This is a genomic window from Frankia sp. CcI49 (genome assembly GCF_001983215.1).
Classification (GTDB): domain Bacteria; phylum Actinomycetota; class Actinomycetes; order Frankiales; family Frankiaceae; genus Parafrankia; species Parafrankia irregularis.
This window is the reverse complement of the sequence record NZ_MOWP01000014.1, coordinates 118,448-145,161: the sequence shown is the minus strand read 5'-3', so window position 1 is coordinate 145,161 and position 26,714 is coordinate 118,448. Positions and strand designations below refer to the sequence as shown.

Genomic DNA, 26,714 nt, shown 5'->3' with positions numbered 1-26,714 from the left:
TCAGCTTTTATTGACATGTGTCAGGTCAGTTCCTAGTCTGTGCCCGGCACCTCTGTCCAGTCCCCTGGAGGAATCCATGAACGGGCCTCGCACGGCGGTTATCGGCGCGGGCATCAGCGGCCTGACCGCAGGCAAGATGCTCGGCGACTACGGAGTGCCGTACACCTGTTTCGAGTCGTCCGACCGCCTCGGCGGCAACTGGGCCTTCGGGAACCCGAACGGGCACAGCAGCGCCTACCGCTCGCTGCATATCGACACCTCGCGGCACCGGCTCTCGTTCCGGGACTACCCGATGCCGGACGACTATCCGGACTTCCCGCACCACACCCAGATCAAGGACTATCTGGACGGGTACGCCGACGCGTTCGGGCTACGCGAGCGAATCGAGTTCGAGAACGGTGTGACGCACGCGGAGCATCTCGACGGCGGCGGCTGGCGGCTGGCCACAGCCGACGGGAGCACCCGTACGTTCGACTTCCTCGTCGTCGCCAACGGCCACCACTGGGACCCGCGTTACGCTGACTTCCCCGGCACGTTCACCGGCCAGACCCTGCACTCCCACCACTACATCGACCCGGAGAACCCGCTGCGGTTCAAGGACTCGCGCATTCTGGTGGTGGGCATCGGCAACAGCGCCGCCGACATCACCGTCGAGCTGTCGTCCCGGACGCTTCGCAACCAGGTGACCATTTCGACCCGGTCCGGCGCCTGGATCGTGCCGAAGCTCGTCGGTGGCCAGCCGGGGGACAAGCTCTACCGCACCCTTCCGTACGTGCCGCTGAACTGGCAGCGAAACGTGCTCCACTTCTTCAACATCCAGTCGGCGGGGCGGCCCGAGCGGTGGGGGCTGCCGGCCCCGAAACACCGCCTTTTCGACGCCCATCCGACGCAGTCGGCGGAGCTCCCCGTCCGTCTCTCCAGCGGGGACGTCACCCCGAAGCCGAACGTCAGCCGGCTGGACGGATCAACCGTCCATTTCGAGGACGGGACGTCCGGCGAATTCGACATCATCATCTACGCCACCGGCTACAACATCACGTTCCCGTTCTTCGACGAGGACTTCGTCAGCGCGCCCGACAACCGGATCCGCCTGTACAAGCGGATCCTCCTGCCGGGGCTGCCCGACCTCGCGTTCGTCGGTTTCGCCCAGTCGACACCGACCCTCTTCCCGTTCGTCGAGTGCCAGTCGCGCCTGGTGGCCGCCTACGCGGCCGGCCAGTACCGCCCGCCGTCCGACGCCGAGATGGAACAGGTGATCACGGCGGATGAGCAGAAGTACATCGGCCGGATGGTCGACCGTCCACGGCACACTCAGCAGGTGGACTACTTCCTCTACGAGCACGACATGCGCACCAGGGAGCTGCCGCGGGGGCGGCGCCGGGCACTCGCCGACGGCCCGGTCCCGCTGACAGCGGCGACGGCCCTGAGTTGAGCGGTGGACAGGCCGGCGTCGGCGATCCGCTCGACCGGCGCGCACCCCAGCGCGGTGACCAGCGCCGGGCCGCGATGATGCGGGCGCTGGACGAGCTGCTCAAGGAGCACGACCTCGACGAGATCAACGTCGCCGCGATCACGGCCGAGGCCGGGGTCAGCCGGTCCGCGTTCTATTTCTATTTCGAGGACAAGGCGGCCTGCGCCGCCGCGCTCGGCTCGGACGTCTACCAGGAGGTCCTGACCGCCACCCACGCCCTCATCACCACCGGCGGGCCGCCGAGGGAACGGATCGGCAGGACGATCCGGGCGGTGCTCACCAGCGGTGAGAAGCACCGGCACCTGATCCAGGGAATGCTGGTCGCCCGCCAGCGCAGCGAGACCGTCCGAAGACTGTGGGACGAGTACCGGGAGTCGTTCATCGGTCCGCTCGCGGAAATGATCGACGCGGAGCGGGCCGCTGGCACCGCCCCCGCCGGGCCGGACAGCCGGGCGCTCGTCACCGTACTGCTCGAGCTCAACGAGCGCAGTCTCGAACAGCTGAGCACGGGCGGTCCGCTCAGTGCGGAACAGCGCGCCGAGGCGCTGACGGCGATCTGGCTGCGCACGATCTACGGCACCGATCCCGATCCCGGCCCTGGCCCCGATCCCGGCCCTGGCCCCGATCCCGGCTCTGGCCCCGAATCCGGCGCCGATCCCGATCCCGACGAAGTGACCAGCCCCTAGCCATGCCCCGGCTCGCCGCCGCCCACCCCGCCTCCGCCGCCACCGCTGCCGGCGGAGGCGGGTGGGTGACGGCGGCAAGCCACGACGATCGGACCGCAGATGACGAACACGCAGCTCACCTTCGAGGAACGTACGTTCCGTTCCGGGGACGCGGACTGCGCGGCCTGGTGGTTCCGGGCCGCCGACGACAGCCTGGCGACGGATTCCGGCCGGCCCGCCGTCGTGATGGCGCACGGGCTGGCCGGCACCATGGACTCCGGTCTGGAACCGTTCGCCGTCGGTCTCGCCGCGGCCGGGCTGGACGTCCTCACCTTCGACTACCGCGGTTTCGGCGCGAGCGGCGGAGGCCCGCGCCAGACGGTGTCCCTCGCCAGGCAGGCGGACGACTACCGGGCCGCGCTGACCGTGGCGGCCGGGACCCCCGGCGTCGACCCGTCCCGGCTGGTGCTGTGGGGGGAGTCGCTGTCGGGTGGCACCGTGCTGCAGGTCGCCGCCGGCCGGGCCGACATCGCCGCTGTCATCTCCATGGTCCCGCTGCTGGACGGGCCGGCCGCCGCGCTGTACGCGTTCCGGACCCAGCCGCCGCTGATGGTGGCCCGGACCTCCGCCACATCCCTGGCCGCCCGGCTGGGTGGGCTGGTCGGCCGCCCCGCGCCGATGATCCCGGTGGTCGGGCCGCCAGGCCGGCCGGCGGCGCTGACCCCGCCCGGCTACTACGACGACTACCTGGCGATCGCCGGACCGACGTGGCGCAACGAGGTCGCGGCCACCCTCGGCGGTGAGATCGGGCCCTTCCGCCCGGGCCGGACGGCGGCCTCGGCGCTGCGCAGCCGCTGGCTGGTCCAGATAGCCGACTTCGACCGGGCCGCACCGCCGTACGCGACCGCGAAGGCCGCCTTCCGCGGCCGGGCCGAAGTACGGCACTACCCGTGCGACCACTTCGACCTGCACGCCGGCAAGCCGTGGCACGAGGCCGCGCTCGCCCACCAGGCCGCCTTCCTGCGGCGGGCACTGCAGCCATAGGCACCCCGCCCGCCGCCACAGCCACCGCGGCTGCCAGCCACAGGCGCACCACGTGCCAGCCGACACCCCGCCCGCCTCGGGAAGGACGTCCCCCCGGGCCCTCAGGTCAGCTGGTGAGCAGGGCTGTCGTGGCGAGGCCGAGCACCGTCACCGCGATGGCGGCCCGAATGGGAAGCTGGGCCCGCTCGACCACCGAGGATCGTTCCGAGAGCGCGGACAGCGGGCCGGCGATCATCGCCAGCAGGGCACCCGCCCACACCAGGGCGGACAGGTCGGCCACGTCCGGGTCGAGCCCGACCACGACGATGGTGGAGATCAGTGCGGCGGCGAACAGGGCCTGGGGGAGCAGCAGAAACGACATCCGGGGCAGTGCGGTCTTCGCGGTGGCCCCGGATTCGGGGCGGCCGGCGAGCACGACGCGGACGAAGGCCAGCGCGTAGAGCGGCGCGTTGAACAGAGTGCTGGCGATCGTCCGGTGCGCGCCGCGCAGGCCGGTGTGGCGGGCGACGACCAGCATCGACCCGACCAGGTAGGGCAGGGCGTGCAGCACGTAGTCGGTCAGCGAGACCCCGGCGGCGATCTGCACCCCGGCCAGCGCGTTCATCGGCGGCCCGAGCAGGAACATCATCTGCGCGCACGCCACCAGGTAGCCGACGCCGGTGTGCAGGTAGTGGGCGCGCTGCCAGCCGGTCAGCCCCGGTTTGCGCAGCGGGTTGTCGAACAGCAGCAGGCGTAGCCCGTCCATCGCCCACCGGCTGCGCTGCTTGGCGTACTCGGCCGCGGTCGCCGGCGCTATGCCGACGGACACCGGCTGCGGGTGGTAGACGCTGCGCCAGCCGCGGGAGTGCAGCTCGTAGGAGGTGTGCAGGTCCTCGACGATGTTCCACTCGCTGAACCCGCCGGCGGCCGTCAGCGCCGACCGCCGGTACAGGGTGCCGTTGCCGCAGGAGGAGGCCGCACCGTCCCGGTCCTTCGCCGGCTGCACCGCCCGGTACAGCATCGGTTCGGCGTTGTTGAGGACGTCGTACCGGCCGACGTCGAAGCGCTGCTCGGTGCAGACGAAGCCGACCTGTGGGTTGCGCAGGTAGCCCAGGACCCGTTCCGCCAGGTCGGGGACGGCGACGTGGTCGGCGTCCAGCGTCATGATCGCCTCGGAGCCGGTGCGTGCGAGGGCGTGGTTGAGATTGGCCGCCTTGCCCTTCGCCCCGGTCGTGCGGGTGAAGCAGGTCAGCCCGAGCCGGGCGGCGAGCTCGTCGATCTCGCGCCAGTTCTCCCGGCGGGCGATCCGGCCGTCGTTGAGCACGTAGGTGCGGTGCGGGTAGTCGATCGCCAGCGCGGCCCGCAGTGTCGCCTCGACGATCTCCACCGGCTCGCCGCAGACGGTGACGAAGACGTCGAGGGTGCCGGTGGGCGTCGGCGGACGCCGCACCCGCCCGGGCCGGATCCGGGATGTCATCACCGCCGTCCACACGATCGTGAGGTAGCTGGCGACCTCCGCGCAGTAGAAGAGGAACCCGGTCACCCCGGAGCCGCCCAGGGTGCCGGCCCGCCAGGTCAGGTACCCGGCGCCGATCAGGATGACCGCGATCGCCAGGCCGGGCCCGGCGACGGCCGTGAGCCGTCCGACCGGCACCCGCTGCCAGGTGTCGTCCTCCGTCAGCGGCGCGGGACCGGCGAGGGTTTCGAGCGCGGTGGCGCGCCGTGCCGCGGGGCGTGTCGCGATGGACGTCCGCAGGTTGGATCCCTGTGCGGTGGGCCCCTGTGCGGTGGGCCCCGGTGCGGTGGACCTCTGCACGGGAACGGGAGGGGCTGCCGGAATCGTGGTGTTGACCGCTGCGGGTCCGGCGGACGCGCCTGGAACAGTGGAGAAAGCGGGGGCCCTGGACAGGGAGGTGGCGCTCCCGCTGATTCCTGACAACTGAGGCCGCACGAAGGCGTTTTCCACCGCCCAGGACGTGACGTCGTGGTCATCCGTACTGTTTGTGTCCTCGGGCCGGGCCTGGTCCACCACACGATCTCCTCTCGGTGTTCGGCGGCATCCTCCCATCTCGTCTTTTGTTCGAATGCACCGCCTGGTGGCTGGCTCGGCCCGCCCATGAGAAATCGACCGCCTTCTGGGGGTTCCGTTCGCGGGGCGCGTAAATGTCCAGAACATGGCATTAGGGCCGGCTTGGCCTGTACGGGTTCCACGCCTCGGCATCGTCTGATCCGCGGCATTCCGACATGCCGTTAAATTCAGGTGATGAGGATGTTGCTGTGATCTTCTGGATCGGGTGCGGCGGGTGAATGCGGTTGCGTAAGTGAGAAGCCCGTCGCAGGCGTCCGGGATGTGGCCGGGGCCCTTCGGGGCAGGTTGGTCGTCCGTGGCCGGGCCGTCATCCGCCGTAGATCGTGATCATGTTGGCGGCCGGGTGAACACCCGGCGCCGATGCGCCGTAGCGTCGAAGATCCGCATAGGCTGGGCGGCGTTAGGGGGACTTTTGGTCGCCGGGCGAGCCTGTCGCGGATCCCCGGGTTTCGGCTTCCATCCATTGTCGCTGTCGCTGTCGAGCAAGAAGTGATGATTTCGGCTGCTACAACGACCGGAATCCTCGTTTCTTGCGGATTGTCAAACCGGCTCCGCCCTGTTTGCGCCTGTTGAGGTGAACTGCTGGCGCTGGGTGGCGGCGCGGAATCCCGGTGGATCATTCAATGCAGGACAGTATTCTTTCGACCTCGTCTTCGGTCGGTGCCGCAGGTGCGGCCGTACCTACCCGGTCGGAGTCCTGGAGCATGAAGCCGTCGATGATGGATTCGACGTAGCGCCGCCAGAGATCGGGGCGTATGTCGACGGGGTAGCCGAGATTTCCCGTGAGCAGGAAGATCATTGGAAAGTCGGTGGCGGTGAAGTCATCTCGGAGGCGACCGCTGGCCCTGGCTCGGGCCACGATGCGCGTGATGACCGGCAGCAACCGCTCGCGTGCGAGCTCCTGGTTTCGTTTGGCGGCGGACATCATCGCCTGCCACAGCGCACGGTCGGAGAAGTGGTACTCGCAGGTGCGAACAATCGCCGCGCGCAATGCCTCGATCGGGTCGGCGACCTGCTCGGCCGCGAGCATGATGTCGCGCGCGGTGTCGAACCGCTGCTCGATCAGGGCGCCGAGTAGTGCTTCCTTGTCGGCGAAGTGCCGGTAGACCGTGCCGACCCCCATGCCTGCCGCGGCGGCGAGCTGATGGAACGTGACGTCGAGTCCGCGGATGGCGATGAGCCTGTCGGCGGTCTCCAGCAGGATGGCGCGATTGCGTACCGCATCCTTACGTGCACGTGGAGCGTCGGAGCCGCTGACCGTAGGTGTGGCGGACATGGGTGCATTCACTCCCGCGGGTGGGGTCGATGTCGTAAGGCTAGCTACCCGGTGTAGCGGGCGGGTCGGTAGGCGGTGGTGCGTCGAGTTCTACGGACCCGGGGCTGGGCCCAGCGCGACCGATCTGTCGATCAGTGTGCTGCTCGTCGTGAACAAGGCCACCACTTCACAAGTGGACCGGAGGTGTCCGCTTCCGTTAGCTTGGCTGAAGCGGACCGATGATGTCCACTTCGATCAGGCGGGATGGTCATGTCGCTAACAGGTACGGAAGCCGGCGTCGCAACACAGGCGCCGCCACGGGCGGACGCGGGCTCCGCCAGCCTCACCGACAAGCGCTGGTGGGTGCTGTGCGTGCTCGGCCTGGCCCAGCTGATGGTCGTCCTGGACGGGACGGTGGTGAACATCGCGCTGCCATCGGCCCAGCAGGCACTGGACTTCAGCAACGACCAGCGCCAGTGGATCGTGACGGGCTACGCGCTCGCCTTCGGCAGCCTGCTGCTGCTCGGCGGCAGGCTGGCTGACCTGTACGGGCGCAAGCGGATGTTCCTGCTCGGTCTGATCGGGTTCGCCGTCGCCTCGGCCGTCGGGGGCGCGGCGACCAGCTTCGCCATGCTGGTGGCGGCCCGGGTCGTGCAGGGTGCGTTCGGCGCTCTCCTCGCCCCGGCCGCCCTGGCGCTCCTGAGCACCACCTTCACCGACGTGAAGGAACGCTCCAAGGCGTTCGGCATCTACGGGGCGATCGCCGGTGGCGGCGCGGCCATCGGGCTGCTGCTCGGCGGCGTGCTCACCGAGTACCTGTCCTGGCGCTGGTGCATGTACGTGAACCTCTTCTTCGCCGCGGTGGCGTTCGTCGGCGGCGCCCTGTGGCTGCGTCACGAGATGGAGCAGGAGCGGCCGAGGATCGACATCCCGGGCATCGTGCTCGTCTCCACCGGCCTGTTCGCCCTGGTCTACGGGTTCTCGCGGGCCGAGACCGACGGCTGGTCCGACCCGGTGACGATCGGCTGCCTCGCCGCCGCCGCGGTGCTGCTGATCGCGTTCGTCCTCGTCCAGCAGCGGGTCGCCCAGCCGGTTCTCCCGCTGCGCGTCGTGCTCGACCGCTACCGTGGCGGATCGTTGGTGGCGATGCTCATGTCGGGCGCCGGCATGTTCGGGGTCTTCCTCTTCCTCACCTACTACCTGCAGCAGAACCTCGGGTTCAGCGCGGTGAGGTCGGGCCTCGCGTTCCTGCCCATGACGGCCGCGCTCATGATCTCGGCGCAGTTCGGGTCGGCGGTGCTCACGCAGCGAGTCGGGCCGCGCTACATCATCGCCCCTGGGCTGGCGATCGCCGGCGTCGGTCTGTGGATGCTCACCAACATCGATCTCGGCTCGACGTATCTGGGCAGTGTCCTGCCGGCGACCATGATTTTCGGGGCCGGTATCGGTGCCGTCTTCGCCTCCGCGATGAGCCTGAGCACCGCGGGCGTCGAGGCCAAGGACGCCGGCGCCGCGTCCGCGATGGTCAACACCGTGCAGCAGGTCGGCGGTTCGATCGGCACCGCGCTGCTGAGCACCATGGCGGCCACCGCCGCCGACAACTACATCGACTCACACGCGCCCGGCCCGATGCTGCCGGTGCTCGCCTCGCTGGAGAGCTACACCACCGTGTTCTGGTGGAGCGCGGGAATCATGATCCTCGCCTCCGTGATCACCGCCGTCGTCCTGCCGGGCCAGGTGCGTCAGCCGGGCGAGAACGAGGAGGAGGTCGTCGCCATCGGCGGCTGACCGACTCCGCTCACGGCCCCCGCTGACCACCCCGCCCGATGGGGGCATGCCCGGCATCACCCAGCGTCGCTCGTCAGCATGGGGGCCATGCGGTCGGCCGCGGTCAGCGGTCGGCCGCGGTCATTCGTAGATGGCGTAGTTCCACTGCGTCGCTGCCGCGTACGTATCCGCCGGCCTTCCCTGCAGGCAGAACCGGTAGTCCATCCGGACCGTCTCACCGCGGCCGACCGGCGGTATCTGTGCGGTCACCGAGTCGGTGGCCTTCGTGACCTTGATCTGGTCCAGCCAGTTCACGTAGATGACCAACGAGCCGCCTGCCGTCCCCCGGTCACCGCTGTTCACGAAGGTGATCGAGGTGCGGAAACAGGACGGGTCCGGGTCGGTCTGAGTCCAGCTCGCAGCCATGGTCAGGGTCAGCTTGGCCAAGGGCTTCGGCCTGGTCGGCACCGGTGGCAGGGGCGTGGGGGAGTGCAGGAGCACGGCACTGGACGTCGGCGGGGCCGCTGCCATCGCCGAGGCAGCCGGTGGCTGCTGGGCCGGTGTCGCCCCACCGCCCTGCCCGGCCGGTCCGTTGGAAGCGGACCTGGGCTGCGGCGCCGGAGCGGTCCGCGTCCCGTCCGCCGAACGTGCCGTGGACGATCTGGTGCCACCTGGAGCGGTGCCGGCGCTGGCACCGGTGACGCCTCCGACCGGTGCGCTCGCGGTGGACCCGGCCCGGCCCGGCCCCGGAGTCGGCGTCGGTAGGAGGCCGGGCTCCCGCCCGGACGGCGTCGGAGGCGACAGCCGCGCGCTGTCGCTGCTCGACGAGGCCCGAACCTCGGCGGAGCTTCCAGCCTCCTCGTGCCCGGGCCCCGTGCCACAGGCGGCCAGCGGCAGACCGACTGTGAGCAGAGCGGTCAACACGGCTGCGCTCGGACGGCGGCTGCCCCGACGCGTCGGCCTGATTCGCACGGAGCGCTCCCCGGATGAGTCGTCCGCATCCCACTGAGCTGACGGCGGGGAGCAGCCTAGTACCCGGGTGCCGCGCCACGGATGTGGAGTCCCTCGGCGTGGAGAAAGGCCGCGACATTGTCGGGGCCTTTCTCGACCAGCCCCGGCGAGGATGCGAGGCGATTTCGTGGCCGCACCGGCGGGACCGTGGGCAGGCGCGCAGACGCCGCGGTGTCGGTCAGTGCCTGCGGCGGGCTGCCGGGGGTCGAGCCGGCGCAGGCGCTGCTGAGGGCGCGGAAGGCTCCGACCAGGTGGCCTTGCCGAGGCATCGCAGGGCGTGCTGCGGCGGGCCGAAGCAGGCGGCGTGCCCGCCCCGGCCGGTAGCCCGGCAGTCCGGTAGCCCGCCCCGGCCGGTAGCCCGGTAGCTCGGCACTCCGGTAGCCCGGTTTGGCGAGTCGCAAGAGTGGAGCATTTTGGTTGTCCCGACGACCATCATCCTTCACTCTTGCGGGTTGCCAGGCGAATCTGCGCCCTTTTTGCCCCTCTTGAGGTGAAATGCCGGTGCTGCGTGGCGGTGCGGGATCCTCGATGGGTGGCTGCCTGGGCGCGGTCCGCCTTCCGTTGGCACGGCTCCGTCAGGCCCATGCCGGTGGTCCGGATCCGGCGTTGTCTCGGGATTCTGCTACGGGCTCGGCCGCAACCGAAATTCCGCACTTTCTGCGGATCRCCAAGTGACTCGGGATCGTTTCTATCCCTGTTAATTGTCAGACGGATCGGTGCGGCTCAACGGAGCCGGCGGGCACGCAGCACCACGTCGTCGGTGTGGTGCGCACCGGCACCGCCCTCGGGTGCGATCCGTGGGCGCTGCTCGTCGCACTCCACCACCCAGTCGTCGTCGAGCAGCGCGGCGACCATCGAGGGCCAGACGTAGTCGGCCGGGTTGAAGCCGCCGTCGTGCACCGGCTGGACGTCCATGCCGGCGTGGTGCACGAGCAGCAGCAGGCCGCCGGGCGCGACGGCGGCGAGCAGGGCCCGTTCGGCGGCGGCGTCGCGGGTGCGCAGCAGGGCCGGGTACTGCGCGGAGACGAGGTCGAAGGACGCCGGAGGCAGCACTGCCGGCGCTGCCTCCGTCAGCTCGGCGTGCACCCATCGCACTGTGACACCGGCGTCACGGGCGTGCTCGGCCGCTCGCCGCAGCGCCACACCCGAGACCTCGAGCGCGGTCACGTCCCAGCCGCGGTTCGCGAGCCAGACGGCGTCCGCCCCCTCGCCGCAGCCGACGTCGAGGACCCGTCCAGGCGTGAGCCCGGAGACCTCGGCCACCAGCCCGCCGTTGGGCTGCCCGCTCCACAGCTGCTCCCGCTCGACGTACCTCCGGTCCCACTCCGCCTGCACCGCGAGGTTCCCGAGATAGCCATCGGCGGGGGAGAGGGCGTCGGGCGAGGCGACGTCGGGTGCGGGCGCGGGCGATTCGGCGGTCAGTCTGTCGATCATTCGGCCACTCTCGCCCAGGGTGCGTCCGTCCTCCAACATTGTTTGCCGAACTGGCAAACCTGCGTTGGGCTGTCCGCTCACCCTGTCCGCTCACCCCGCGGGGGAGACCGGAGATCAGGTGCCGCAGGGGAGGGCGGCGGGCGCCCGGGCGGCCGAGGTCGATGCCGCCCATTCGGGCAGTGCCCGATCGTCCGGAGTCGGAGCCCAGCCGCCCGGGCCACACGCGTAACGCCAGCGGGGTCCTTCGGTCAGGTATTCGTCCAGTGCCTCGATGAGCTGGTCGACATCGGCGGTGGTCGAACCGACGCCGACACTGGCGCGCAGCGCGCCGCCGGGGGCTCCGAGTCGCCGCAGCAGCGGATGCGCGCAGAACCGGCCGGCGCGCAGGCTGATGCCGTGCTCGGCGGCGAGATACCCGGCGACGGCGTCCGGGTGATGCCCGGAGAGCGTGAACGTGACGACACCGACCGGAGCGCGCGTCCCGTCCGTGCCGGCGGTGGGCCAGCAGGCCAGCACCCGCACGCCGGGCAGGGCGCCGAGCCCGTCCGCCAGGCGGTGCCGCAGTGCCAGATCGTGCGCGGCGAGTGCCTCCGCGGGCAGTTGGGCCAGTGTGCGGCAGGCGGTCGCCAGCGCCGCCACGCCGGGCAGGTTCGGGGTGCCGGCCTCGTGCCGCGCCGGCGCGTCCGCCCAGGTGACGGAGTCCGGTGTGACCTCGCGGACCGCGCCACCACCGGCCAGGTAGGGCGGAGCGGCATCGAGCCAGTCACGCCGGCCGACCAGCGCCCCCGCCCCGAACGGGGCATACAGCTTGTGGCCGGAAAGCGCCAGGTAGTCGATGCCGAGGCCGGCCAGGTTGATCCGGGCATGCGGGGCCAGCTGGGCCGCGTCGACGAACAGGCGGGCGCCGGCGTCATGGGCGACGGCCGCGAGCTGGGCCAGCGGCAGCCGCTCCCCGGTCACATTGGAGGCCCCGGTGACCGCGAGCAGCGCGGTCGGCTCGGCGCGCAACGCCGCGGCGAGCGCGTCCAGCGTCTCCTCCGGAGTCGTTCGGGACTCCACCACCTCCCGGCGCACCGCCGACCATGGCAGCAGGTTCGCGTGATGTTCCAGATCGAGAACCACCACCCGGGCGGCCCGGCCCACCGCGTGCGCGACGCAGTGCGCGAGCAGGTTCACCGCATCGGTGGTGTTGCGGGTGAACACCACCGTGTCGTCCGTGCGCACACTCAGGAAGTGGCCCACCTCGTCGCGAGCGGTCTCGTACACCGCGGTGCAGACCTGCGAGCCGAAGCCGGCTCCGCGGTGCACGCTCGCCGAGTACGGCAGCAGCCGGGCCACCTGGTCGGCCACAGCGACGAGGCTGGGCGCGCTTGCCGCGTAGTCGAGGTTCACATGCCGGACGCGGCCACCGCCGACCAGTGGGACGTCCAGATCGGCTCCGACGACGGGCAGCAGCGCGTCGTGCCCCGCGCCGGCTGCCGCCGGGCCAGCCGAGGGCGGCAGGACCTGACGGTCGCGGAACCTGGCCGGGACAGCCCGCGCCGTGGTCGTGGCCCAGGCCGCGGGCGCGGTGCGAGAGGCGGGAACGGTTTGTGCGGCGGGCGCGGCGGCGGCGCGGGCGGCGGGATGGTCAAGGGCAGGCTGAACAGACGGCACAGCCGTGACTCCTTCGGGTCCATCGGACCCCGGTGAGGGTCCGCACTTGCCACGCCCGACACCCGGACGCGGCCTGGTCACAACCGGGGGCACCCCGCCGCGGAGGAGGGTTGCCGGCCAGCAAGCCCGGACTTGACGCTGGCACTCTTGACCTGGATGAGCGCAATGTGGCCTGATCGATCACCGTGCGCTCGCCGTGCTCCCACACGAAGACGGGACCACGACGCCGCCTGAGGCCACATACCGAGACTCAGAGCGACGCAGACAGACTACCTCTCCGACCGGCCAGGTCGACAAGCGCCTGAGGGTGCCGTATCCGTCCCGGCCGCCCTGCCGCGCGTTCCGGCAGCCCGCTGAACCTGGCCAGACCCGTTGTGGGTCCTTTGGGTCGCGGGTCCTTTGGGTGGCACAGCTGCCAGGGTGCGACCGGTCACGGCGCGCGGCCCGCCCAGATCCGTCACATCTTCCTTACACGAAGCGATGAGCAGGCTGTCGGTGACACAGACACCCCGACCGGATGACCGGCCGTGCTCCATCGCCGGCGTGGCGGACCAGAAAAGAGACCAATGACCAGACAGCGCAGCCTGGCCCGCGCGGACCAATCTCCCGCGCCGGTCCGTCAACGGCTCAGCAAGGTCCCGGAGGTGACCGCCCTTTTCTGGATCATCAAGGTACTGTGCACGACGGTCGGTGAATCAGCCGCCGACTTCCTCAACGTCAACCTCGGTCTCGGCCTGACGGGTACATCCGTCGTCACCGGGGTTCTGCTCATCGGTGCCCTGATCGTTCAGTTCACCGCCCGCCGCTATGTGCCGGTGACGTACTGGCTCGCGGTGGCGCTGGTGAGCGTGTTCGGCACGCTGGTGACCGACAGTCTCACGGACAATCTCGGCGTTCCCCTGGAAACGAGCACCCTGGTCTTCGGCGGTCTGCTCGGGCTCACCTTCCTGGCGTGGTACCTGGTCGAAAGAACCCTCTCGATTCACTCCGTCCTCACCGCACGGCGTGAGGCCTTCTACTGGCTGGCCGTTCTGGTCACCTTCGCGCTCGGCACGGCGACCGGCGATCTCATGGCCGAGGTGCTGGGGGTCGGCTACCTGATGACGGGAGTCATCATGATGGCGATGATCGCGGCCCTCGCGGCCGGATGGCGAAACGGGCTCAATCCTGTTCTCGCCTTCTGGCTCGTCTACGTTCTGACCAGACCGCTCGGCGCGTCGATCGGCGACTATCTCTCCCAGTCTCCGGACGTGGGCGGTCTGGGCCTGGGCGCGACAGTGACAAGCCTGATCTTCACGGCCGGCATCATCGGTATCGTCGTCTATTTCTCGGTCACCAGAGCGGACGTCATTCCGGCCGCCCCGGCCGCCCGTTCGGCCGGGGCCGGCTCGGGTTCCGCTTCCGACGCGAGGCCGGGGCGGGGCGGCCTGGTGCAGACGATCGTCGTCGTCTCCCTCGTGCTCGTCACCGCGGGGACGGGATACTTCCTGCGCAGGTCCGCGCTGGAGTCCGACACGTCGGGCCTGGCCTCGGTCGGTGGTCAGGCCTCCGGCGGTGGTCAGACGGCACCGTTCTCGCCCCTCGGGGACCTCTCGAAGTTCGCGATCATCACTCAGGACACGCTGGACCGCCTGAACGCCGGCCATCAGTCGGCGGCCACGTCCCGCGTCGGTGACCTCGAGACCGCGTGGGACAACGCCGAGGCCCGCCTGAAGCCGCGAGACGGCGCCGCCTGGACCGTGATCGACGACAGGATCGACACGGCCCTGCGCGCGCTCCGCTCGACGCATCCGGACGTGAACCGTGAACGGTCAGCGCTGACCGGCCTGCTGACCGACCTGCGCCCGCAGGCCGGTACCTGAACGACGGCGGCGCGGGGCCCGATCCGCCTGGTTTCATGTCGGTGTGCCGCATCAGCTGAGCCACCCCGGAGCCCGCAACGCGGTCCGCCTGGTCGGGCGGGTGCATCGATCGAACCGCCTCCGGCCGGCGTCATGACAGGTGTCACCCGCGGGGCGATCCCGGCGGGCCGTTCGCAGGCGGTGGTCAGGCCGGCGAGGCTGTCCGACGCCGCCGCGATCCGGGCCATCTACGCGCCCTACGTGCTGGAGACACCGATCACCTTCGAGGTGGAGGTGCCCGGCGAGGAGGTCATGCGCGCCCGCATGACCGCGCGGCCGCTGATGCCCTGGTTCGTCGCCGAGATCGAGGGCGAGGTCGCCGGCTACGCCTACGCCAGCCAGCACCGGGAGCGCGCGGCCTACCGCTGGTCGGCCGATGTCTCGATCTACCTCGCCGGCCGGCAGCGCCGGCGCGGGCTCGGCCGGCTGCTCTACACCCGGCTGATCGACGAGGTGCGCACGCTCGGCTATGTGACCCTGTTCGCCGGTATCGCCCTGCCGAACGAGGCCAGTGTGGGCCTGCACACCGCGCTCGGGTTCCGGCCGGTCGGTGTCTACCCCGCGGTCGGCCACAAGGCCGGCCGCTGGCACGACGTGGGCTGGTACGCGCTGCTGCCTCCGGGAAGCCCGCCTGCCGACCCGGCCGAGCCCCGGGAATGGGACGTCGACCACCAGGCGTCCGAGTCCGCCGCCGGCTGACCGGCTGACCGGCTGACCGGCTGATCGCCGCGGCCGGCCATCGCGCCGGGCGCTGCCAGACCCGCCGCGGGCACCCGCCACAGGCCCCGTGGTGCTGAGGCGCTGTGGCGCTGAGGCCCTGAGGTGCTGAGGCCCTGAGGTGCTGAGGCCCTGTGGGCGCTGTGGCGCTCCCGTCGAGCTCACATCCATCGAGCTCACATCGAACTCAAATTCGCGGCGACCTATCGTTCGGTCATGCGGGTGCTGGTGGTGGAGGACGAGACGCGTACCGCCGCGCTGCTGCGCCGGGGCCTGGCGGAGGAGGGGTTCGCGGTCGACGTCGTCGCGGACGGCGCCGACGCGGTGTGGCAGGCCACCGAGATCACCTATGACGTGATCGTGCTCGATCTGATGCTGCCGAGCCTTGACGGGTTCGAGGTCTGCCGGCGGCTGCGCGCCGCGGGGCGCTGGGCACCGGTGCTCATGCTCTCGGCCCGCGGCGCCGTGACGGACCGCGTCCGCGGGCTCGATGTGGGTGCCGACGACTACCTGGCCAAACCGTTCAGCTTCGACGAGCTGTCCGCCCGCATCCGGGCCCTGATCCGGCGCGGTGCCCACGAGCGCCCGGTCGTCCTGGACGTCGACGGGCTGCGCCTGGACCCGGCCGCGCGCACCGCGAGCCGCGACGGTGTCCCCCTGGACCTGTCGCCGAAGGAGTTCGCGCTGCTGGAATACCTGATGCGCCACCCCGGTGAGGCGCTGCGCCGTACTGCCATCCTCGAACACGTCTGGGACTTCGCCTACGACGGAACCTCCAACGTGGTCGACCAGTACATCGCCTATCTCCGCCGCAAGATCGACAAGCCTTTTGGTACGACGCAGCTGGAGACGGTGCGCGGGGCCGGCTACCGGCTGCGGACCAGCGCCCGGACGGACTGACCCATCGGGCGCCGCGGCGCCTCCCTCCGGGCACGGACGAATCACATCGTCCTCACATGATCCCGGTCCTAACGTGCACTTCCGTCACCGCGCGGCCGTTGCCGCCGCTGCCACCGGCGCGACCATCGCCGCCACCGGCGCGACCGCAGCCGCGCCCGATTTCGCCAGGAAAGGCGACCAGTGAGTGCCATCAGTGTTGGGCAGGCCCTTGTTCTCGGTGTCGTCGAGGGCGTGACGGAGTTCCTTCCGATCTCCTCCACCGGTCACCTCAAGATTGCCGAGGGGGTCATGGGCCTTCCCGTGGACGACCGGTCGGTCGTCGCTTTCACGGCGGTCATCCAGGTGGGCGCGATCGGGGCCGTGCTGGTCTATTTCTTCACCGACATCCGCCGGCTGGCGACCGCCTGGGTGCACGGGCTGACCGACCGGGAGCTGCGCCAGCACCACGAGTTCCGGTTCGCCTGCTGGATCTTCTACGCGACGCTGCCGGTGGTCGCCGTCGGGCTGGCCGCCAAGTCACTGATCGACGGGCCGCTGGCCTCGCTGTGGATTGTCGCGGGTTCGCTGCTCGCCGGAAGTGCCTTCATGTGGTTCGCCGACCGGTTCGGCCGGCGCAAACGGGGTGAGGACGACATCGATCTCACCGATGCCATGGCCGTGGGGTCGTCCCAGATCCTGGCCCTGCTCTTTCCCGGGTTCTCCCGTTCCGGGGCGACGATGTCGACGGCGCTGGTCCGCGACCTGGACCGGGTGGCAGCCACCCGGCTGTCCTTCTTCCTGTCGATTCCGGCGCTGACCGGCGCCGGGCTGTACGAGCTGAAAGACGCGGTCGGCGGCGGTGTCTCCATACTGCCGCTGGTGGTCGGCACCGTGGTCTCCTTCGCCGTCGCCTACGCCTCCATCGCCTGGCTGCTGCGGTATGTGGCCCGGCATTCGTTCGACGTCTTCGTCGCCTACCGGATCGTGGTCGGGCTGGCCCTGTTCGGGCTGCTGGCCACCGGCGCGCTGGCCGCGTGAGCGCCCGCCGTCCTGGTCATCATCGTGGGGAGCCGGCATTCCGCCCGGACATCGGAAGATCACAGAGGAAGCGTCGTTCGTGCCACTGCGAGTGAGACTGACCCTGCTGTTCGCGCTCGGCACCTCGCTCGTGCTCGTCGCCGCCGGCGTGCTCTTCTACCTGCTGCTGCGCAACGACCTGCAGAACTCCGTCGACGCCAGCCTGCGCACCCGCTTCTCGATCCTCGCCGCCCAGCTCCCGGAGGCGTCCGATCCGGCGACGGAGCTGAAGGAGGCCGGAGCCGGGCCCGCTCAGCTCCTGCGCCCGGACGGCACCGTCATCGCCTCGACCGACGTCGCGGGTTCGGAGCCGCTGCTCGACCGGGACCAGGTGGCGGCCGCCCGCACGGGCCTGACCTCGCTCACGCTCGAGCTGGAGCGGCACCGGGGGACGGACGATGACGAACAGGACGTGCGGGCGCTGGCCGGGCCGCTGCCCTCCGCGCCGCGGCAGACCGTACGACAGCAGACCGCCCAGCAGCAGAACATCCTGGTGGTGGCGACGGAGACCGACCTCGTGGACGCCGCCGAGGACCGGATCCGCAACATCATGATCGCGGCGACGGCGCCGACGGTGGCCCTCGCCGGGCTCGCGGCCTGGCTCCTCTCGGGTGCTGCGCTGCGCCCCGTCGACCGGATGCGCCGGCAGACCGCCGCCATCAGCGAGTCCGACAGCGCCGCCGAGCTGGACGTCCCCGCCACCCGGGACGAGATCGCGGCCCTGGCGACCACGATGAACGACCTGCTGCGCCGACTGAACGCCGCCCGAGCCCGCGACCGGGCCTTCGTCGCCGACGCCGGGCACGAGCTGCGCACCCCGCTGACGAACCTCAAGGCCGAGCTCGACCTCGCCGGGCGCCCCGGCCGCACCCGTGACGACCTCGTCGAAGCCGTCGGCAACGCCGCCGAGGAGACCGACCGTCTCATCCGGCTCGCCGAATCCCTGCTCACGCTCGCCCGGATGGACAGCGGCATCATCACCCCGCGCCGGCTGTCCGTCGGTGACCTGCTCGACCGGGCCAGCCGGGCGGCAGCCGGCCACGCGCAGACCAGGGACGTCACGATCCGGACGGACGCCGACCGCATCCTGACCGTCGACGCCGAGCCCGACCTGCTGCGCCAGGCTGTCGACAACCTCCTGGCCAACGCCATCCGGCACGCTCCACCCGGCACCGCCGTGGAGGTGGCGGGCCACCTGGCCGAGGGTGGGTCGGCCGTCGCCGTGCAGGTCCGCGACCACGGCCCGGGCTTTCCCCCCGAATTCCTCCCGCACGCCTTCGAACGTTTCCGCCGGTCCGACAGCGCCCGCACCCGGGATCACGGCGGGACCGGGCTCGGGCTCGCCATCGTCGCCGCGACCGCCCAGGCACACCACGGGACCGCCACGGCCAGCAACCATCCCGACGGCGGCGCCGTCGTCACCCTCACCCTCCCGACCAGCCAGCCCCCCGACGTCGGGATTCCCGGCCCCGGGACCGACGAGAGCCCCGCCTGAGCATGCCCACCAGGCCGCCGCGTGACGGGGTTCGCCCGGGTGGGACGGACCGGTCGCGGCCGCGTTCCCGCCGGCTCGTTCAGGCGGGATTCAGCCGCCACGCGGAACCCTGACCGCCGTGCGGATTCTCGTGGTGGATGACGACCCGAGCCTGGTACGTGCGCTGAAGCGGGGCCTGGAGGCGGAGCGGTTCGCGGTCGACGTCGCCCTGACCGGCCCCGACGGGCTGTGGCGGGCCGCCGAACACCGCTACGACGCGATTGTGCTGGACGTGATGCTGCCCGGTCTGAGCGGCTACACGGTGTGCAGCCGCCTGCGGGAGGCCGGGAACTGGGCGCCGATCCTGATGCTGACAGCCAAGGACGGGGAGCTGGACGAGGCGGAGGCACTCGACACGGGCGCCGACGACTTCCTCACCAAGCCGTTTTCCTACGTGGTCCTGGTCGCACGCCTGCGGGCGCTGATGCGCCGCGGGGCCCGCGAGCGGCCGGTCGTGCTGACCGCCGGCGATCTGCGCCTCGATCCCGCGTCGCACCAGGCGTGGCGGGGCGAGACGCCGATCGAGCTGACCCCGCGGCAGTTCGCCCTGCTGGAATGCCTGATGCGCCGGCCAGGCCAGGTGATCTCCAAGCGGGAGATCCTGGGGCAGGTGTGGGACTTCGCCTTCGACGGCGACCCCAACATCGTGGAGGTCTACGTCCGTCAGCTGCGTCGCCGCGTGGACGAGCCGTTCGGCCGCGGCGCCCTGCAGACCGTGCGGCTGGTGGGCTACCGCGTCGACCCGGCCGGCGGGTGAGATGCGGGGCCTGTGGCGTCGGCGGGCGACGGTTCGCGCCCGGGCCGCCGCGGTGGCGACCCTGGTGGTTGCCACCGCCCTCGCGGCCGGTGCCGCGGGGCTGCTTCTCACCCTGAACAGGTCGCTGGTCCGAGGGCACGACGACGCCGACCGTGCCCGGCTGCGTGACCTGGCGACGATGGTCGAGGCGAACGCGGTTCCCCAGGTCGTCCCGGTGCCCGGTGATGACGATGTGGCGCAGGTGGTCGAGAGCTCCGGCCGGGTGCGCGCGGCCAGCGAGAAGGTGCTGGGCCAGCCGAGGCTGACCTCGTTCGAGCCGAACGGCTCCGATCCGGCCGTGCGGACCGTCCTGTGGACGTCCGGCGGGGAGTCCGAGAAGTACCGGATCTGGGCGCTGCGAGTGCCCGCCGCCACGGACGGCGAACACGACCTGGTCATCTATGTCGGAAGCAGCGTGGAGACCGTTCAGGAAGCCGTCACCACGGTGCAGGGGGCGTTGGTCACGGGCCTGCCGGCGCTGGTCGCGCTGGCGGCCGCGGGCACCTGGCTGGTCGTCGGCCGCGCGCTGCGGCCGGTGGAGGCGATCCGGGCCGAGGTCGCGGACATCACCGGGGACATCGGCGGGCGTCGGGTACCCGTGCCGCTCGCGCGTGACGAGATCGCCCAGCTCGCGTCGACGATGAACGACATGCTCGACCGGCTGCACGCCGCGGCCGAGCGGGAGCGGCGGTTCGTCGCCGACGCTGCCCATGAGCTGCAGAGCCCGCTCGCCGCCTTCCGGACCCACCTCGAGGTCGCCCTGGCCCATCCGGACTCCGCGGACTGGCCGTCGACCGCGGACGAGCTGCTCGACGGCAGCCGGCAGATGGAGCGCCTGGTGCGGGATCTGCTCTTCCTCGCCCGCACCGAGAACAGGCGGAGCCAGCCTGGCCGGGACGCCATGAACCTGCTGGATCTCGACGACGTCGTCATGGCGGAGGCCGCCCGGCTGCGCTCGCTTCGCCGGGTGGCCGTGGATGTCTCCGGTGTGTCGGCGGCCCCTGTCCACGGCCGGCGGGACGAGGTCGCGCGGCTGGCGCGCAACCTGCTGGAGAACGCCGAACGCCACGCCAGGTCGACAGTCACCGTGGCTGTCCGTACCACCGGGACCGCCGCGGTGTTCGTCGTGGCGGACGACGGACCAGGGGTGCCGCCTGAGGACCGCGAGCGGATCTTCGACCGGTTCACCCGCCTGGACACCGCCCGCACCCGCGGGACCGGCACCGGGCTCGGGCTCGCGATCGCGAAGGAGATCGCCCAGCGGCATGGCGCGACCATCCAGCTCGACGACGCCGATCACGATCTTCGGGACGGCGACATTGCGGTCGAGGCCGCCGTCGCCGTCGAGGCCTACGGCGGTGTCACCCCCGCCCGGTGTGTCGGCGGGCGCGGGGCGCGGTTCGTCGTGTGCTTTCCCCTGCCGGCGGTGCCAGGGGCGGCCGCCCCCGCCGCGGGGGGCTGATCCCCGCCCCTCGCGAGGGCGGGGATCAGCGGACCGGTTCGACGTCACCCGGCGACGGTCACCCGGCGACGTCGTCCGTGGGGTCCTCGGGACCTTCGGAGTCCGCGGGGTCGTCGGGACCGGTCTCGGTGTCCGCGACCGCGCCGGTCACCGTGAAGTCGCGGTCCAGGGCGACATCCACGACTGCCTTGTCGGGTGTGGTGACCTCGACCTGGTAGTAGCCGTCCTCGTCGCCGACCTCGGTCTCGGTCACCTTCCCGCCACCGGTGTACGCCAGCGCGGCCGCGCTGGCCTGCTCCAGCGCGGGCCCGGTGATGGGAGTCGCGTTGTCGTCACCGCCGCCCGATGCCGAGGCCGCGGTCACACCGCCGCCCACCATCGCGGCGATCAGCGCGCTTCCCGCCGCGCCGATGATCATCTTCTTCCGTCGAGTCATTGCCTGGAGCCCTTCGTCGTCGTCCTGACCTCAGCCGCGTGACCGCGACGACCGCAGCGTGACCGAGGACGCCTGAAGCACCGCTGAATGCGACGGCAGGCAGGAGGCGGCCGCAGGCGGTGGGGCCGGCCTGCCGCCGAGGGGCAGGGTGCTGCGACCGCGCGGGGAGAAAGGCGGTATGTGTTTCACATCGTCCGTACATGTCGGCTGTAGCAGTCTTCGGTCGAGCGTGCGTGCCACGCCCGAAACGACCGGGAGGGGCCGCTGGTGAGCTCGGCATCCGATCTGTCGGCGGGCGCACCCGGACCGGAGCGGACCCGCACCGAAACCGCGCGCCGCCTGGTGGCCGGTGTGTCGGGTCTCCTGCTGACCGGGCTGTTGTACGCGGTCGTCAGCAGAAACGGAAAGCCGTTCGCGCTTGACGCCAGGTGGCACCGCTGGGCGCTGGACCACCGCAGCGCCACGTTGTCCGACATCGCCGTCGCGGTCACCGACACCGGGGTCGGTGCCTGCGCGTACGGTCTCGCCGCGGTCGCCGGCGCGGTCGCGGTGGGACGACGTGGACGGTGGTGGCTGGGCGCCGTGGTCGGGCCCGCGGCGTTGCTGATGGCTCAGCTGCTCCGGACGTCCCTGGCGACCGTTGTCGGCAGGGCACGACCACCGCTCGCGGACTGGATGACCCACCCTTCGGGTTTCGCCTTCCCGTCCGGGCACACCACCACTTCGGCCCTGGTCGCCGCCGGTCTTGCCGCGGTGCTGTACCGCCGGGCGAGGCGTCGGACCACCCGGGTCGCCGCTGTCGTCCTCCCGGGTCTGTGGGCGTTCGCCGTGGGGATCAGCCGGATCCTCCTCGGCGTGCACTGGCCCACCGACGTTCTCGCCGGATGGCTGCTGGTGGCAGTCCTGGCCTGCGTCTTCCTGCCGCCGTTGGCGGCCCTGCTCACCTGGGTCGGGCGGGACCGACCGGACCCGCCCGACCCGCCGCACCAGCCGAAGTAGCCGGGGACACGCCCGCACCAGGCCGCCGGAGTGACGCCGGCCAGCGCATCCTGACCCGACCAGCCGAGCCCCCTCGGCGGCAGGCGCATCTCGGCGTCCGGGCATCTAAGCACCTCAGCACCTCAGCGCTTCGGCACCTCAGCGCTTCAGCGCCGGTGATCATCCGCACCGTTCCGCACGTCGGTGCGTTCGGCGGGCCGTCCGGTCATCCGGCGCGCCGCCCACCGGATGGCCAGCGGGGTGAGGAGCACGACGAGGAACAGCCGCAGGCTCTGCACGACGGCGACGACGGGGACGTTGGTGTGGGTGGCCGCGGCAGTCGCGAGGACGGCGTTGATGCCGCCGGGAGTGGTGGCGAGGTAGGCCTCCAGGAAGGGCACCCCGGCCAGGCCGGCCAGGATCCAGGCAAAACCGGCGCAGGCCAGGCAGATCACCACGATGCCGCCGAACAGGTGCGGTATGAGGTGCCCGATGTGCCGGATGGCCGGGCGGGTGAAGCGCAGGCCGACCTCGAGCCCCACGAGGACCCAGACGACGTCCTGCAGCGGGCCCGCGGGAGCGAACCCGGGGGCGATACCGGTGGCCAGCACGGCCGCGGCCAGCAGCATCGGCCCGAGCAGCGACGGCGCCGGCAGCCGGCAGCCCCGCCCGACGCGGCTGCCGGCCACACAGATGAACAGCAGGGTGGCCAGGCCGGCGAGCTGATGCGACGAGTCGACCAGATGGGACAGATTCGGAAACGACCCCGGGGCGGTGTGCCCGGCGCCCGGCCCATGCAGCGCCAGCACGACCATCGGGGCGGAGAAAGCGACCAGCCCGACCCGCAGGTACTGGGCGAAGGCGACCACGCGGCTGTCCGCACCGAGGTCCTCCGCGTAGGCGACGATCGCCGCGGACCCGCCGGGGATCAGGCCCAGGACCGCATCCACCGGGCGGGTCCTGGTCCGGTACGCGATCAGCACCGCGACCCCGGCGCAGACGGCCACCGTGGCAGCGGTGACCACGGTCAGCGCAAGCGCCTGGCCTGCCGCCGATGCCAGTTGCGACGGGACGAGATACGACCCCATGAGCGCCCCGAGCACCGCGTGCGACGAGCGGGCGGCGGAGGCCGGCACCTGGCGGTGCACCAACCCGGTGACGGCGAGGGCCGCTCCGACGGCCAGCGACACCACCAGCTGGGGTGCTGGCACCGAGGCCATCTCACCGATCTCGCTGAGCAGGTAGCAGGCGATGGTGAGCACTATCCAACCCGCGGCCTGCACGCCTGCCCGGGAGCGCGTGCCTGCTCGGGTGTGCGCGGATGCCCGTGGACCGGGGCATCTCGTCATCTCGGCATCGGCCCGCCGGTCCGGAACCTGGGAATCCGCGACTGTGGAGAAGGTCATCGTCACCGCCGGAAGGTTTCATCGTCCGCCAGCTGGCCCGGACGTCGTCTCAAACGAGGGACGTAACTAACCCTGCCCGCCGAAGATGTGAATTCTCTGAAAGCCGGGCACTTTTAGGTCGACGCTTTCGGTGGTTCGCGTCACCTCGTTCGCGAAGTGAGCTGGATCGCCCTTTCGGGATCTTTCCTTGTGCCCATTCGCGGTCCGGGTGTCAGTGGCCCAGTGGGTGGGGTGATGTGTCAGGCGACGCCGGCTGGGCACAGTTCGTCGCCCGGCCCGACGGCATTCATGTCTTCACGGTTTCCGGTGATCTCCCGGGTAGAGCGTCGCCCACCGACGATCCAAGGTCGGAGTCCGTCGGTGGGCGAGCGCCCCGGCTACCCGTCGCTGCCGGGAAAGATCGGAGACTGGTGGCTGGGGGTGCCTGTCGAAATCCCGATCCCGGGAAATGGCGGATCCGGGGTCGTCGATATCGACCTGGCGGGCGGCGCGGGGTGAGCACGGACCGCCGCACGGTGACCCACCGGAGATTCCGCGCCGCCACACGGTGTCAGAAATTCATGCCAATAGCGACAGGTGGGACACGGCGTCACTCGGTGATCCGCAAGAAATGAGGATTTCGGTTGTTGCGGCAGCCGAAATCCTCACTTCTTGCTTGGCGGCAGCGGCAGCGGCAGTGGCGGCGGGAGTGGCAGGAGTGGCAGGAGCGGCGGGAGTGGCTGTGGAAGTCCGAGGCTCTGGATTCTGTGTATAGATCCAGATCGCTGAGATCGGTCACCCGGCGTCGCCGCGAACGGCGTGCTCCCGAGATTCCGGGCGGGCTGCCACGGCCTTCCGGCGGCGGGCGCGCAGAACCTCGACCAGAATCGGGATGACCGAGATCGCGACGACGAGAAGCAGAATCGCCTCGACGTTCTGCCGGATGAAGTCGATCTTGCCGAGAAAGAATCCCAGGATCGTGACGCCGCAGCCCCACAGGACGGCGCCGACGATGTTGTAGACGACGAAGATCCGGTAGTGCATGGCGCTGACGCCCGCGATGACCGGGGTGAAGGTCCGCACGATGGGGACGAAACGGGCCAGGACGATCGACCGCGGGCCGTGCTTCTCGAAGAACCCGTGTGCCTGGTCGACGTACTCCTGGCGGAACAGGCGGGAGTCCGGGCGGCGGAAGAGCGCGGGGCCGGCCTTCCGGCCGAAGAGGTAGCCGACCTGGTCACCCAGGGCCGCGGCGGTGCCGACGAGGGCACAGGCGAGCCACAGCGGCGTGGACACCTCGTCCCGGGAGATCAGCAGGCCGAGGGTGAACAACAGCGAGTCGCCGGGCAGAAAGAAGCCGACCAGCAGGCCGGACTCGGCGAAGACCACGAGCAGGACCACGGCCAGGCCGGCCTTTGCCAGGCTGTCCGCACTGATGAAGCCCGGCCCCAGGGCCAGCGTGTTCGATGCGATGCCGGTCACTGCCGAGGGCCTCCCGCGAGTCCGGCGACGGGGCCGGGTACCCGTCGATCCGTGACCGCACGGTAGGCCGGCGGCGATGTGAGTTCGGTGTGAGCGCGCGCCGCTGTGCGAATGTGCGGCTGTGCCGTGCTGTGCGGCTGTGCCGTGCTGTGCGGTGCCGTCGGTCAGCCGCCCGTCGCGGCCTCGGAGACCTCGACGATGCCGTGCAGGTAGAGGACGACCGCGACCGTGCTGGCCCAGCACACCAGGGTCGCGACCGTGAGCAGAACACCCGCCCAGGTCCGGCGGGCCGGCGGCTCGAGAAGGTCCTGGACCCGGTCGACGACGTGGTCGTGGGCGGCACCGAGCAGGTGGGGCGGCACCGCGGGCCGGGCGAGCGCGGCCAGGCCCAGCGCCTGGGCCACGGTGGACGGGTCGCCCACCGCGCGGACCGCGGCGGCGTCGGCCCACCGCTCGATCGCGTGGTCGACGGCGCGGGTCACCATCGCCGTCGGGGGACTGGCCGCGGCGGCGAGGCGGGTCAGCTGTGCGTAGCGGTGGTGATGATGACGGAGGTGGGCCTGCTCGTGGGCGAGCAGCGCCCGGCGTTGCGGGCCGGTCAGCAGGCGCAGCATGCCGGTGGAGACGACGACGCGGCGGTGGCGGCCCGGAACCGCATAGGCGTGCGCGTCATCGTCGTCCACGACAGCCAGTTCGCCCACGGCGGGGAATGCTCTGACCGCGGCCGTTGTCCGGCGTGCGGCCATCACCACCCGGATCAGGTGGACGCCGGCCCGACCGAGCAGGACGAGCGCCAGCGCGCCCACGGCCAGGCCGACGATGCTCGGAACCGGCAGCATCGCGCGCAGGACCGGGATGGACCAGTCGCTCGGGTGCGCGGCGGGGAAGACGGCAACGGTACTGAGATAGGCGGAGTACGACAGCCCGGTCTCGGTGGCCAGCGACACCGTCACCGCGAAGGTGGTGAGAAGCACGGTCGCGGCTGCCGGCGGGAGCAGTCGGGCCGCGCGCGGCGCGGCCAGACCGCCGACGAGGCCGACCACGACCGGGATCATGATCAACCCGAACACGACGGCGATTCTGGTCACTGCGGCGCCCGTTCCTGCGCGTCGGATGCCGGCGTCGCCTGGTCGGGTCCGGGGTGGCGGGCGAGCAGTTCCCGCAGGATGCGTTCGGAGTCCTCGTCGAGGGTTCCGACGAACTGGGAGAGCACCCTGGCGCGGTCCGTGCCGGCGTCGAGCAGCTTCTGCATCTGGCGGGCGGTGAGCCCGGCCTGGGTCTCCGACAGGCTGCCGACCAGCTGGTATGCGTAGGCCCGGCCCCGCGGGACGCGGGTCAGCGCCTGTTTCTCGTGCAGGCGTCGTAGCGTCGTCAGGATGGTCGTGTAGGCCAGGTCATCACCCAGCTCGGCCTGCACCTGGGCCGCGGTCATCGGCCCGTCGGCGGCGGCGAGGCAGGCGACGACCTCGTTCTCCAGGCCGCCGCTGGGGCGGGGGTGAGTTCGGCCGGCCACTGATGCCTCCCGTCGCTCGTCACTCGCTGCCCGTCGACGCCTGGTATCCCGCGTCTCCCAGCCGATTGTGACAGTGCGTTGTGTGCGGGAGCCGCCCACTGGGGGCTCGTTGTGCCGGCTCGACCCGATGGCGGGCGGAAAGCAAGCTTGCGTTTTCCGTGAACATTAGGTATGCCTTACCTC

General features: G+C 71.2%; 24 protein-coding genes and 1 riboswitch. Of the genes, 14 read left to right on the top strand and 10 right to left on the bottom strand.

All coding sequences use genetic code 11. The features are described 5' to 3' along the window. The first annotated feature begins 76 nt into the window (after positions 1-76). The 3 genes from CcI49_RS12530 (at position 77) to CcI49_RS12520 (ending at position 3,180) form a co-directional block, all read left to right on the top strand. Positions 77-1,432 (top strand): NAD(P)-binding domain-containing protein, encoded by a 1,356-nt coding sequence (locus CcI49_RS12530; protein WP_076826669.1) that lies wholly within the window; start codon positions 77-79, stop codon positions 1,430-1,432. Next, positions 1,429-2,157 (top strand): TetR/AcrR family transcriptional regulator, encoded by a 729-nt coding sequence (locus CcI49_RS12525; protein ID WP_076826667.1) that lies wholly within the window; start codon positions 1,429-1,431, stop codon positions 2,155-2,157. The genes CcI49_RS12530 and CcI49_RS12525 overlap by 4 nt, the downstream gene beginning before the upstream one ends. Before the next feature lie 99 nt (positions 2,158-2,256). Next, the gene (locus CcI49_RS12520; RefSeq protein WP_076826665.1) at positions 2,257-3,180 is read left to right on the top strand and encodes an alpha/beta fold hydrolase; all 924 of its coding nucleotides are present in this window, start codon (positions 2,257-2,259) and stop codon (positions 3,178-3,180) included. 106 nt (positions 3,181-3,286) lie between these two features. Here the strand turns inward: CcI49_RS12520 and CcI49_RS12515 are convergent, their stop codons facing one another. After that, positions 3,287-4,975: a glycosyltransferase gene (locus CcI49_RS12515; RefSeq protein ID WP_241840037.1), complete on the bottom strand. Its 1,689-nt coding sequence runs from the start codon at positions 4,973-4,975 to the stop codon at positions 3,287-3,289. Positions 4,976-5,864: 889 nt separating this feature from the next. Then, on the bottom strand, positions 5,865-6,524 hold the full coding sequence (locus tag CcI49_RS12510) for a TetR/AcrR family transcriptional regulator (RefSeq protein WP_076826661.1): 660 nt from the start codon (positions 6,522-6,524) through the stop codon (positions 5,865-5,867). A 249-nt stretch (positions 6,525-6,773) separates the two neighbouring features. On the opposite strand from CcI49_RS12510, the gene CcI49_RS12505 reads away from it, so the two are divergent. Continuing rightward, a complete protein-coding gene (locus tag CcI49_RS12505; RefSeq protein ID WP_076826851.1) occupies positions 6,774-8,291 on the top strand; it encodes an MFS transporter in 1,518 nt (505 codons plus the stop codon). Between the two features lie 120 nt (positions 8,292-8,411). Here the strand turns inward: CcI49_RS12505 and CcI49_RS12500 are convergent, their stop codons facing one another. After that, positions 8,412-8,696 carry a hypothetical protein gene (locus CcI49_RS12500; RefSeq protein WP_054564870.1) on the bottom strand — a complete coding sequence of 95 codons (285 nt, stop codon included), beginning with the start codon at positions 8,694-8,696 and terminating at the stop codon, positions 8,412-8,414. Between CcI49_RS12500 and CcI49_RS12495 the strand changes: the two genes are divergently transcribed. After that, positions 8,695-9,279 carry a hypothetical protein gene (locus CcI49_RS12495; protein WP_076826659.1) on the top strand — a complete coding sequence of 195 codons (585 nt, stop codon included), beginning with the start codon at positions 8,695-8,697 and terminating at the stop codon, positions 9,277-9,279. The genes CcI49_RS12500 and CcI49_RS12495 overlap by 2 nt on opposite strands. 725 nt (positions 9,280-10,004) lie before the next feature. On the opposite strand, the gene CcI49_RS12490 is transcribed toward CcI49_RS12495, so the two are convergent. Next, positions 10,005-10,715 carry a class I SAM-dependent methyltransferase gene (locus CcI49_RS12490; protein WP_076826656.1) on the bottom strand — a complete coding sequence of 237 codons (711 nt, stop codon included), beginning with the start codon at positions 10,713-10,715 and terminating at the stop codon, positions 10,005-10,007. A 114-nt stretch (positions 10,716-10,829) separates the two neighbouring features. Continuing rightward, complete coding sequence (locus CcI49_RS12485; protein ID WP_076826654.1) at positions 10,830-12,371, bottom strand: aminotransferase class V-fold PLP-dependent enzyme; 1,542 nt, start codon at positions 12,369-12,371, stop codon at positions 10,830-10,832. A 37-nt stretch (positions 12,372-12,408) separates the two neighbouring features. Further along, positions 12,409-12,524, bottom strand: a riboswitch (SAM riboswitch). A gap of 491 nt (positions 12,525-13,015) precedes the next feature. Here CcI49_RS12485 and CcI49_RS12480 point away from each other — a divergent pair. The 7 genes from CcI49_RS12480 to CcI49_RS12450 all read left to right on the top strand — a co-directional run bounded on the left by CcI49_RS12480 (position 13,016) and on the right by CcI49_RS12450 (position 20,737). Further along, positions 13,016-14,233, top strand: coding sequence for a hypothetical protein (locus tag CcI49_RS12480; protein WP_241840036.1), 1,218 nt, complete (start codon positions 13,016-13,018; stop codon positions 14,231-14,233). 132 nt (positions 14,234-14,365) lie between these two features. Then, entirely contained in the window at positions 14,366-14,971 is a 606-nt protein-coding gene (locus CcI49_RS12475) for a GNAT family N-acetyltransferase (RefSeq protein WP_054564866.1), read from the top strand. A gap of 234 nt (positions 14,972-15,205) precedes the next feature. Continuing rightward, positions 15,206-15,889 carry a response regulator transcription factor gene (locus CcI49_RS12470; RefSeq protein WP_054564865.1) on the top strand — a complete coding sequence of 228 codons (684 nt, stop codon included), beginning with the start codon at positions 15,206-15,208 and terminating at the stop codon, positions 15,887-15,889. Positions 15,890-16,069: 180 nt separating this feature from the next. Next, on the top strand, positions 16,070-16,906 hold the full coding sequence (locus CcI49_RS12465; protein ID WP_076826650.1) for an undecaprenyl-diphosphate phosphatase: 837 nt from the start codon (positions 16,070-16,072) through the stop codon (positions 16,904-16,906). A gap of 79 nt (positions 16,907-16,985) precedes the next feature. Beyond that, positions 16,986-18,440, top strand: a complete 1,455-nt coding sequence (locus CcI49_RS12460; protein WP_076826648.1) for an ATP-binding protein — start codon at positions 16,986-16,988, stop codon at positions 18,438-18,440. Between the two features lie 118 nt (positions 18,441-18,558). Next, positions 18,559-19,236 (top strand): response regulator transcription factor, encoded by a 678-nt coding sequence (locus CcI49_RS12455; RefSeq protein WP_054564862.1) that lies wholly within the window; start codon positions 18,559-18,561, stop codon positions 19,234-19,236. Between the two features lies 1 nt (position 19,237). Beyond that, a complete protein-coding gene (locus CcI49_RS12450; RefSeq protein ID WP_054564861.1) occupies positions 19,238-20,737 on the top strand; it encodes a HAMP domain-containing sensor histidine kinase in 1,500 nt (499 codons plus the stop codon). A 58-nt stretch (positions 20,738-20,795) separates the two neighbouring features. Here the strand turns inward: CcI49_RS12450 and CcI49_RS12445 are convergent, their stop codons facing one another. After that, the gene (locus CcI49_RS12445) at positions 20,796-21,173 is read right to left on the bottom strand and encodes a PepSY domain-containing protein (protein ID WP_116437386.1); all 378 of its coding nucleotides are present in this window, start codon (positions 21,171-21,173) and stop codon (positions 20,796-20,798) included. Between the two features lie 267 nt (positions 21,174-21,440). On the opposite strand from CcI49_RS12445, the gene CcI49_RS12440 reads away from it, so the two are divergent. Next, complete coding sequence (locus CcI49_RS12440) at positions 21,441-22,172, top strand: phosphatase PAP2 family protein (protein WP_076826644.1); 732 nt, start codon at positions 21,441-21,443, stop codon at positions 22,170-22,172. Positions 22,173-22,318: 146 nt separating this feature from the next. On the opposite strand, the gene CcI49_RS12435 is transcribed toward CcI49_RS12440, so the two are convergent. After that, the gene (locus CcI49_RS12435) at positions 22,319-23,413 is read right to left on the bottom strand and encodes an AbrB family transcriptional regulator (protein ID WP_083749475.1); all 1,095 of its coding nucleotides are present in this window, start codon (positions 23,411-23,413) and stop codon (positions 22,319-22,321) included. A 504-nt stretch (positions 23,414-23,917) separates the two neighbouring features. Between CcI49_RS12435 and CcI49_RS42070 the strand changes: the two genes are divergently transcribed. Next, positions 23,918-24,055 (top strand): hypothetical protein, encoded by a 138-nt coding sequence (locus tag CcI49_RS42070; RefSeq protein ID WP_158230760.1) that lies wholly within the window; start codon positions 23,918-23,920, stop codon positions 24,053-24,055. A 276-nt stretch (positions 24,056-24,331) separates the two neighbouring features. Here the strand turns inward: CcI49_RS42070 and CcI49_RS12430 are convergent, their stop codons facing one another. The 3 genes from CcI49_RS12430 to CcI49_RS12420 form a co-directional block, all read right to left on the bottom strand. Next, positions 24,332-25,018 (bottom strand): VTT domain-containing protein, encoded by a 687-nt coding sequence (locus tag CcI49_RS12430; protein WP_054564858.1) that lies wholly within the window; start codon positions 25,016-25,018, stop codon positions 24,332-24,334. A 164-nt stretch (positions 25,019-25,182) separates the two neighbouring features. Beyond that, entirely contained in the window at positions 25,183-26,106 is a 924-nt protein-coding gene (locus CcI49_RS12425) for a M56 family metallopeptidase (RefSeq protein WP_054564857.1), read from the bottom strand. Further along, complete coding sequence (locus CcI49_RS12420; protein ID WP_054564856.1) at positions 26,103-26,531, bottom strand: BlaI/MecI/CopY family transcriptional regulator; 429 nt, start codon at positions 26,529-26,531, stop codon at positions 26,103-26,105. Before CcI49_RS12420 ends, CcI49_RS12425 begins: the two co-directional genes overlap by 4 nt. Positions 26,532-26,714: the final 183 nt, after the last annotated feature.

Bases quoted from the DNA above. Each gene is read 5' to 3' on its own strand.
- CcI49_RS12530 (WP_076826669.1), top strand. From the start codon at position 77: ATGAACGGGCCTCGCACGGCGGTTATCGGCGCGGGCATCAGCGGCCTG.
- CcI49_RS12520 (WP_076826665.1), top strand. From the start codon at position 2,257: ATGACGAACACGCAGCTCACCTTCGAGGAACGTACGTTCCGTTCCGGG.
- CcI49_RS12510 (WP_076826661.1), bottom strand. From the start codon at position 6,524: ATGTCCGCCACACCTACGGTCAGCGGCTCCGACGCTCCACGTGCACGT.
- CcI49_RS12505 (WP_076826851.1), top strand. From the start codon at position 6,774: ATGTCGCTAACAGGTACGGAAGCCGGCGTCGCAACACAGGCGCCGCCA.
- CcI49_RS12495 (WP_076826659.1), top strand. From the start codon at position 8,695: ATGGTCAGGGTCAGCTTGGCCAAGGGCTTCGGCCTGGTCGGCACCGGT.
- CcI49_RS12500 (WP_054564870.1), bottom strand. From the start codon at position 8,696: ATGGCTGCGAGCTGGACTCAGACCGACCCGGACCCGTCCTGTTTCCGC.
- CcI49_RS12490 (WP_076826656.1), bottom strand. From the start codon at position 10,715: ATGATCGACAGACTGACCGCCGAATCGCCCGCGCCCGCACCCGACGTC.
- CcI49_RS12475 (WP_054564866.1), top strand. From the start codon at position 14,366: ATGACAGGTGTCACCCGCGGGGCGATCCCGGCGGGCCGTTCGCAGGCG.
- CcI49_RS12470 (WP_054564865.1), top strand. From the start codon at position 15,206: ATGCGGGTGCTGGTGGTGGAGGACGAGACGCGTACCGCCGCGCTGCTG.
- CcI49_RS12450 (WP_054564861.1), top strand. From the start codon at position 19,238: ATGCGGGGCCTGTGGCGTCGGCGGGCGACGGTTCGCGCCCGGGCCGCC.
- CcI49_RS12445 (WP_116437386.1), bottom strand. From the start codon at position 21,173: ATGACTCGACGGAAGAAGATGATCATCGGCGCGGCGGGAAGCGCGCTG.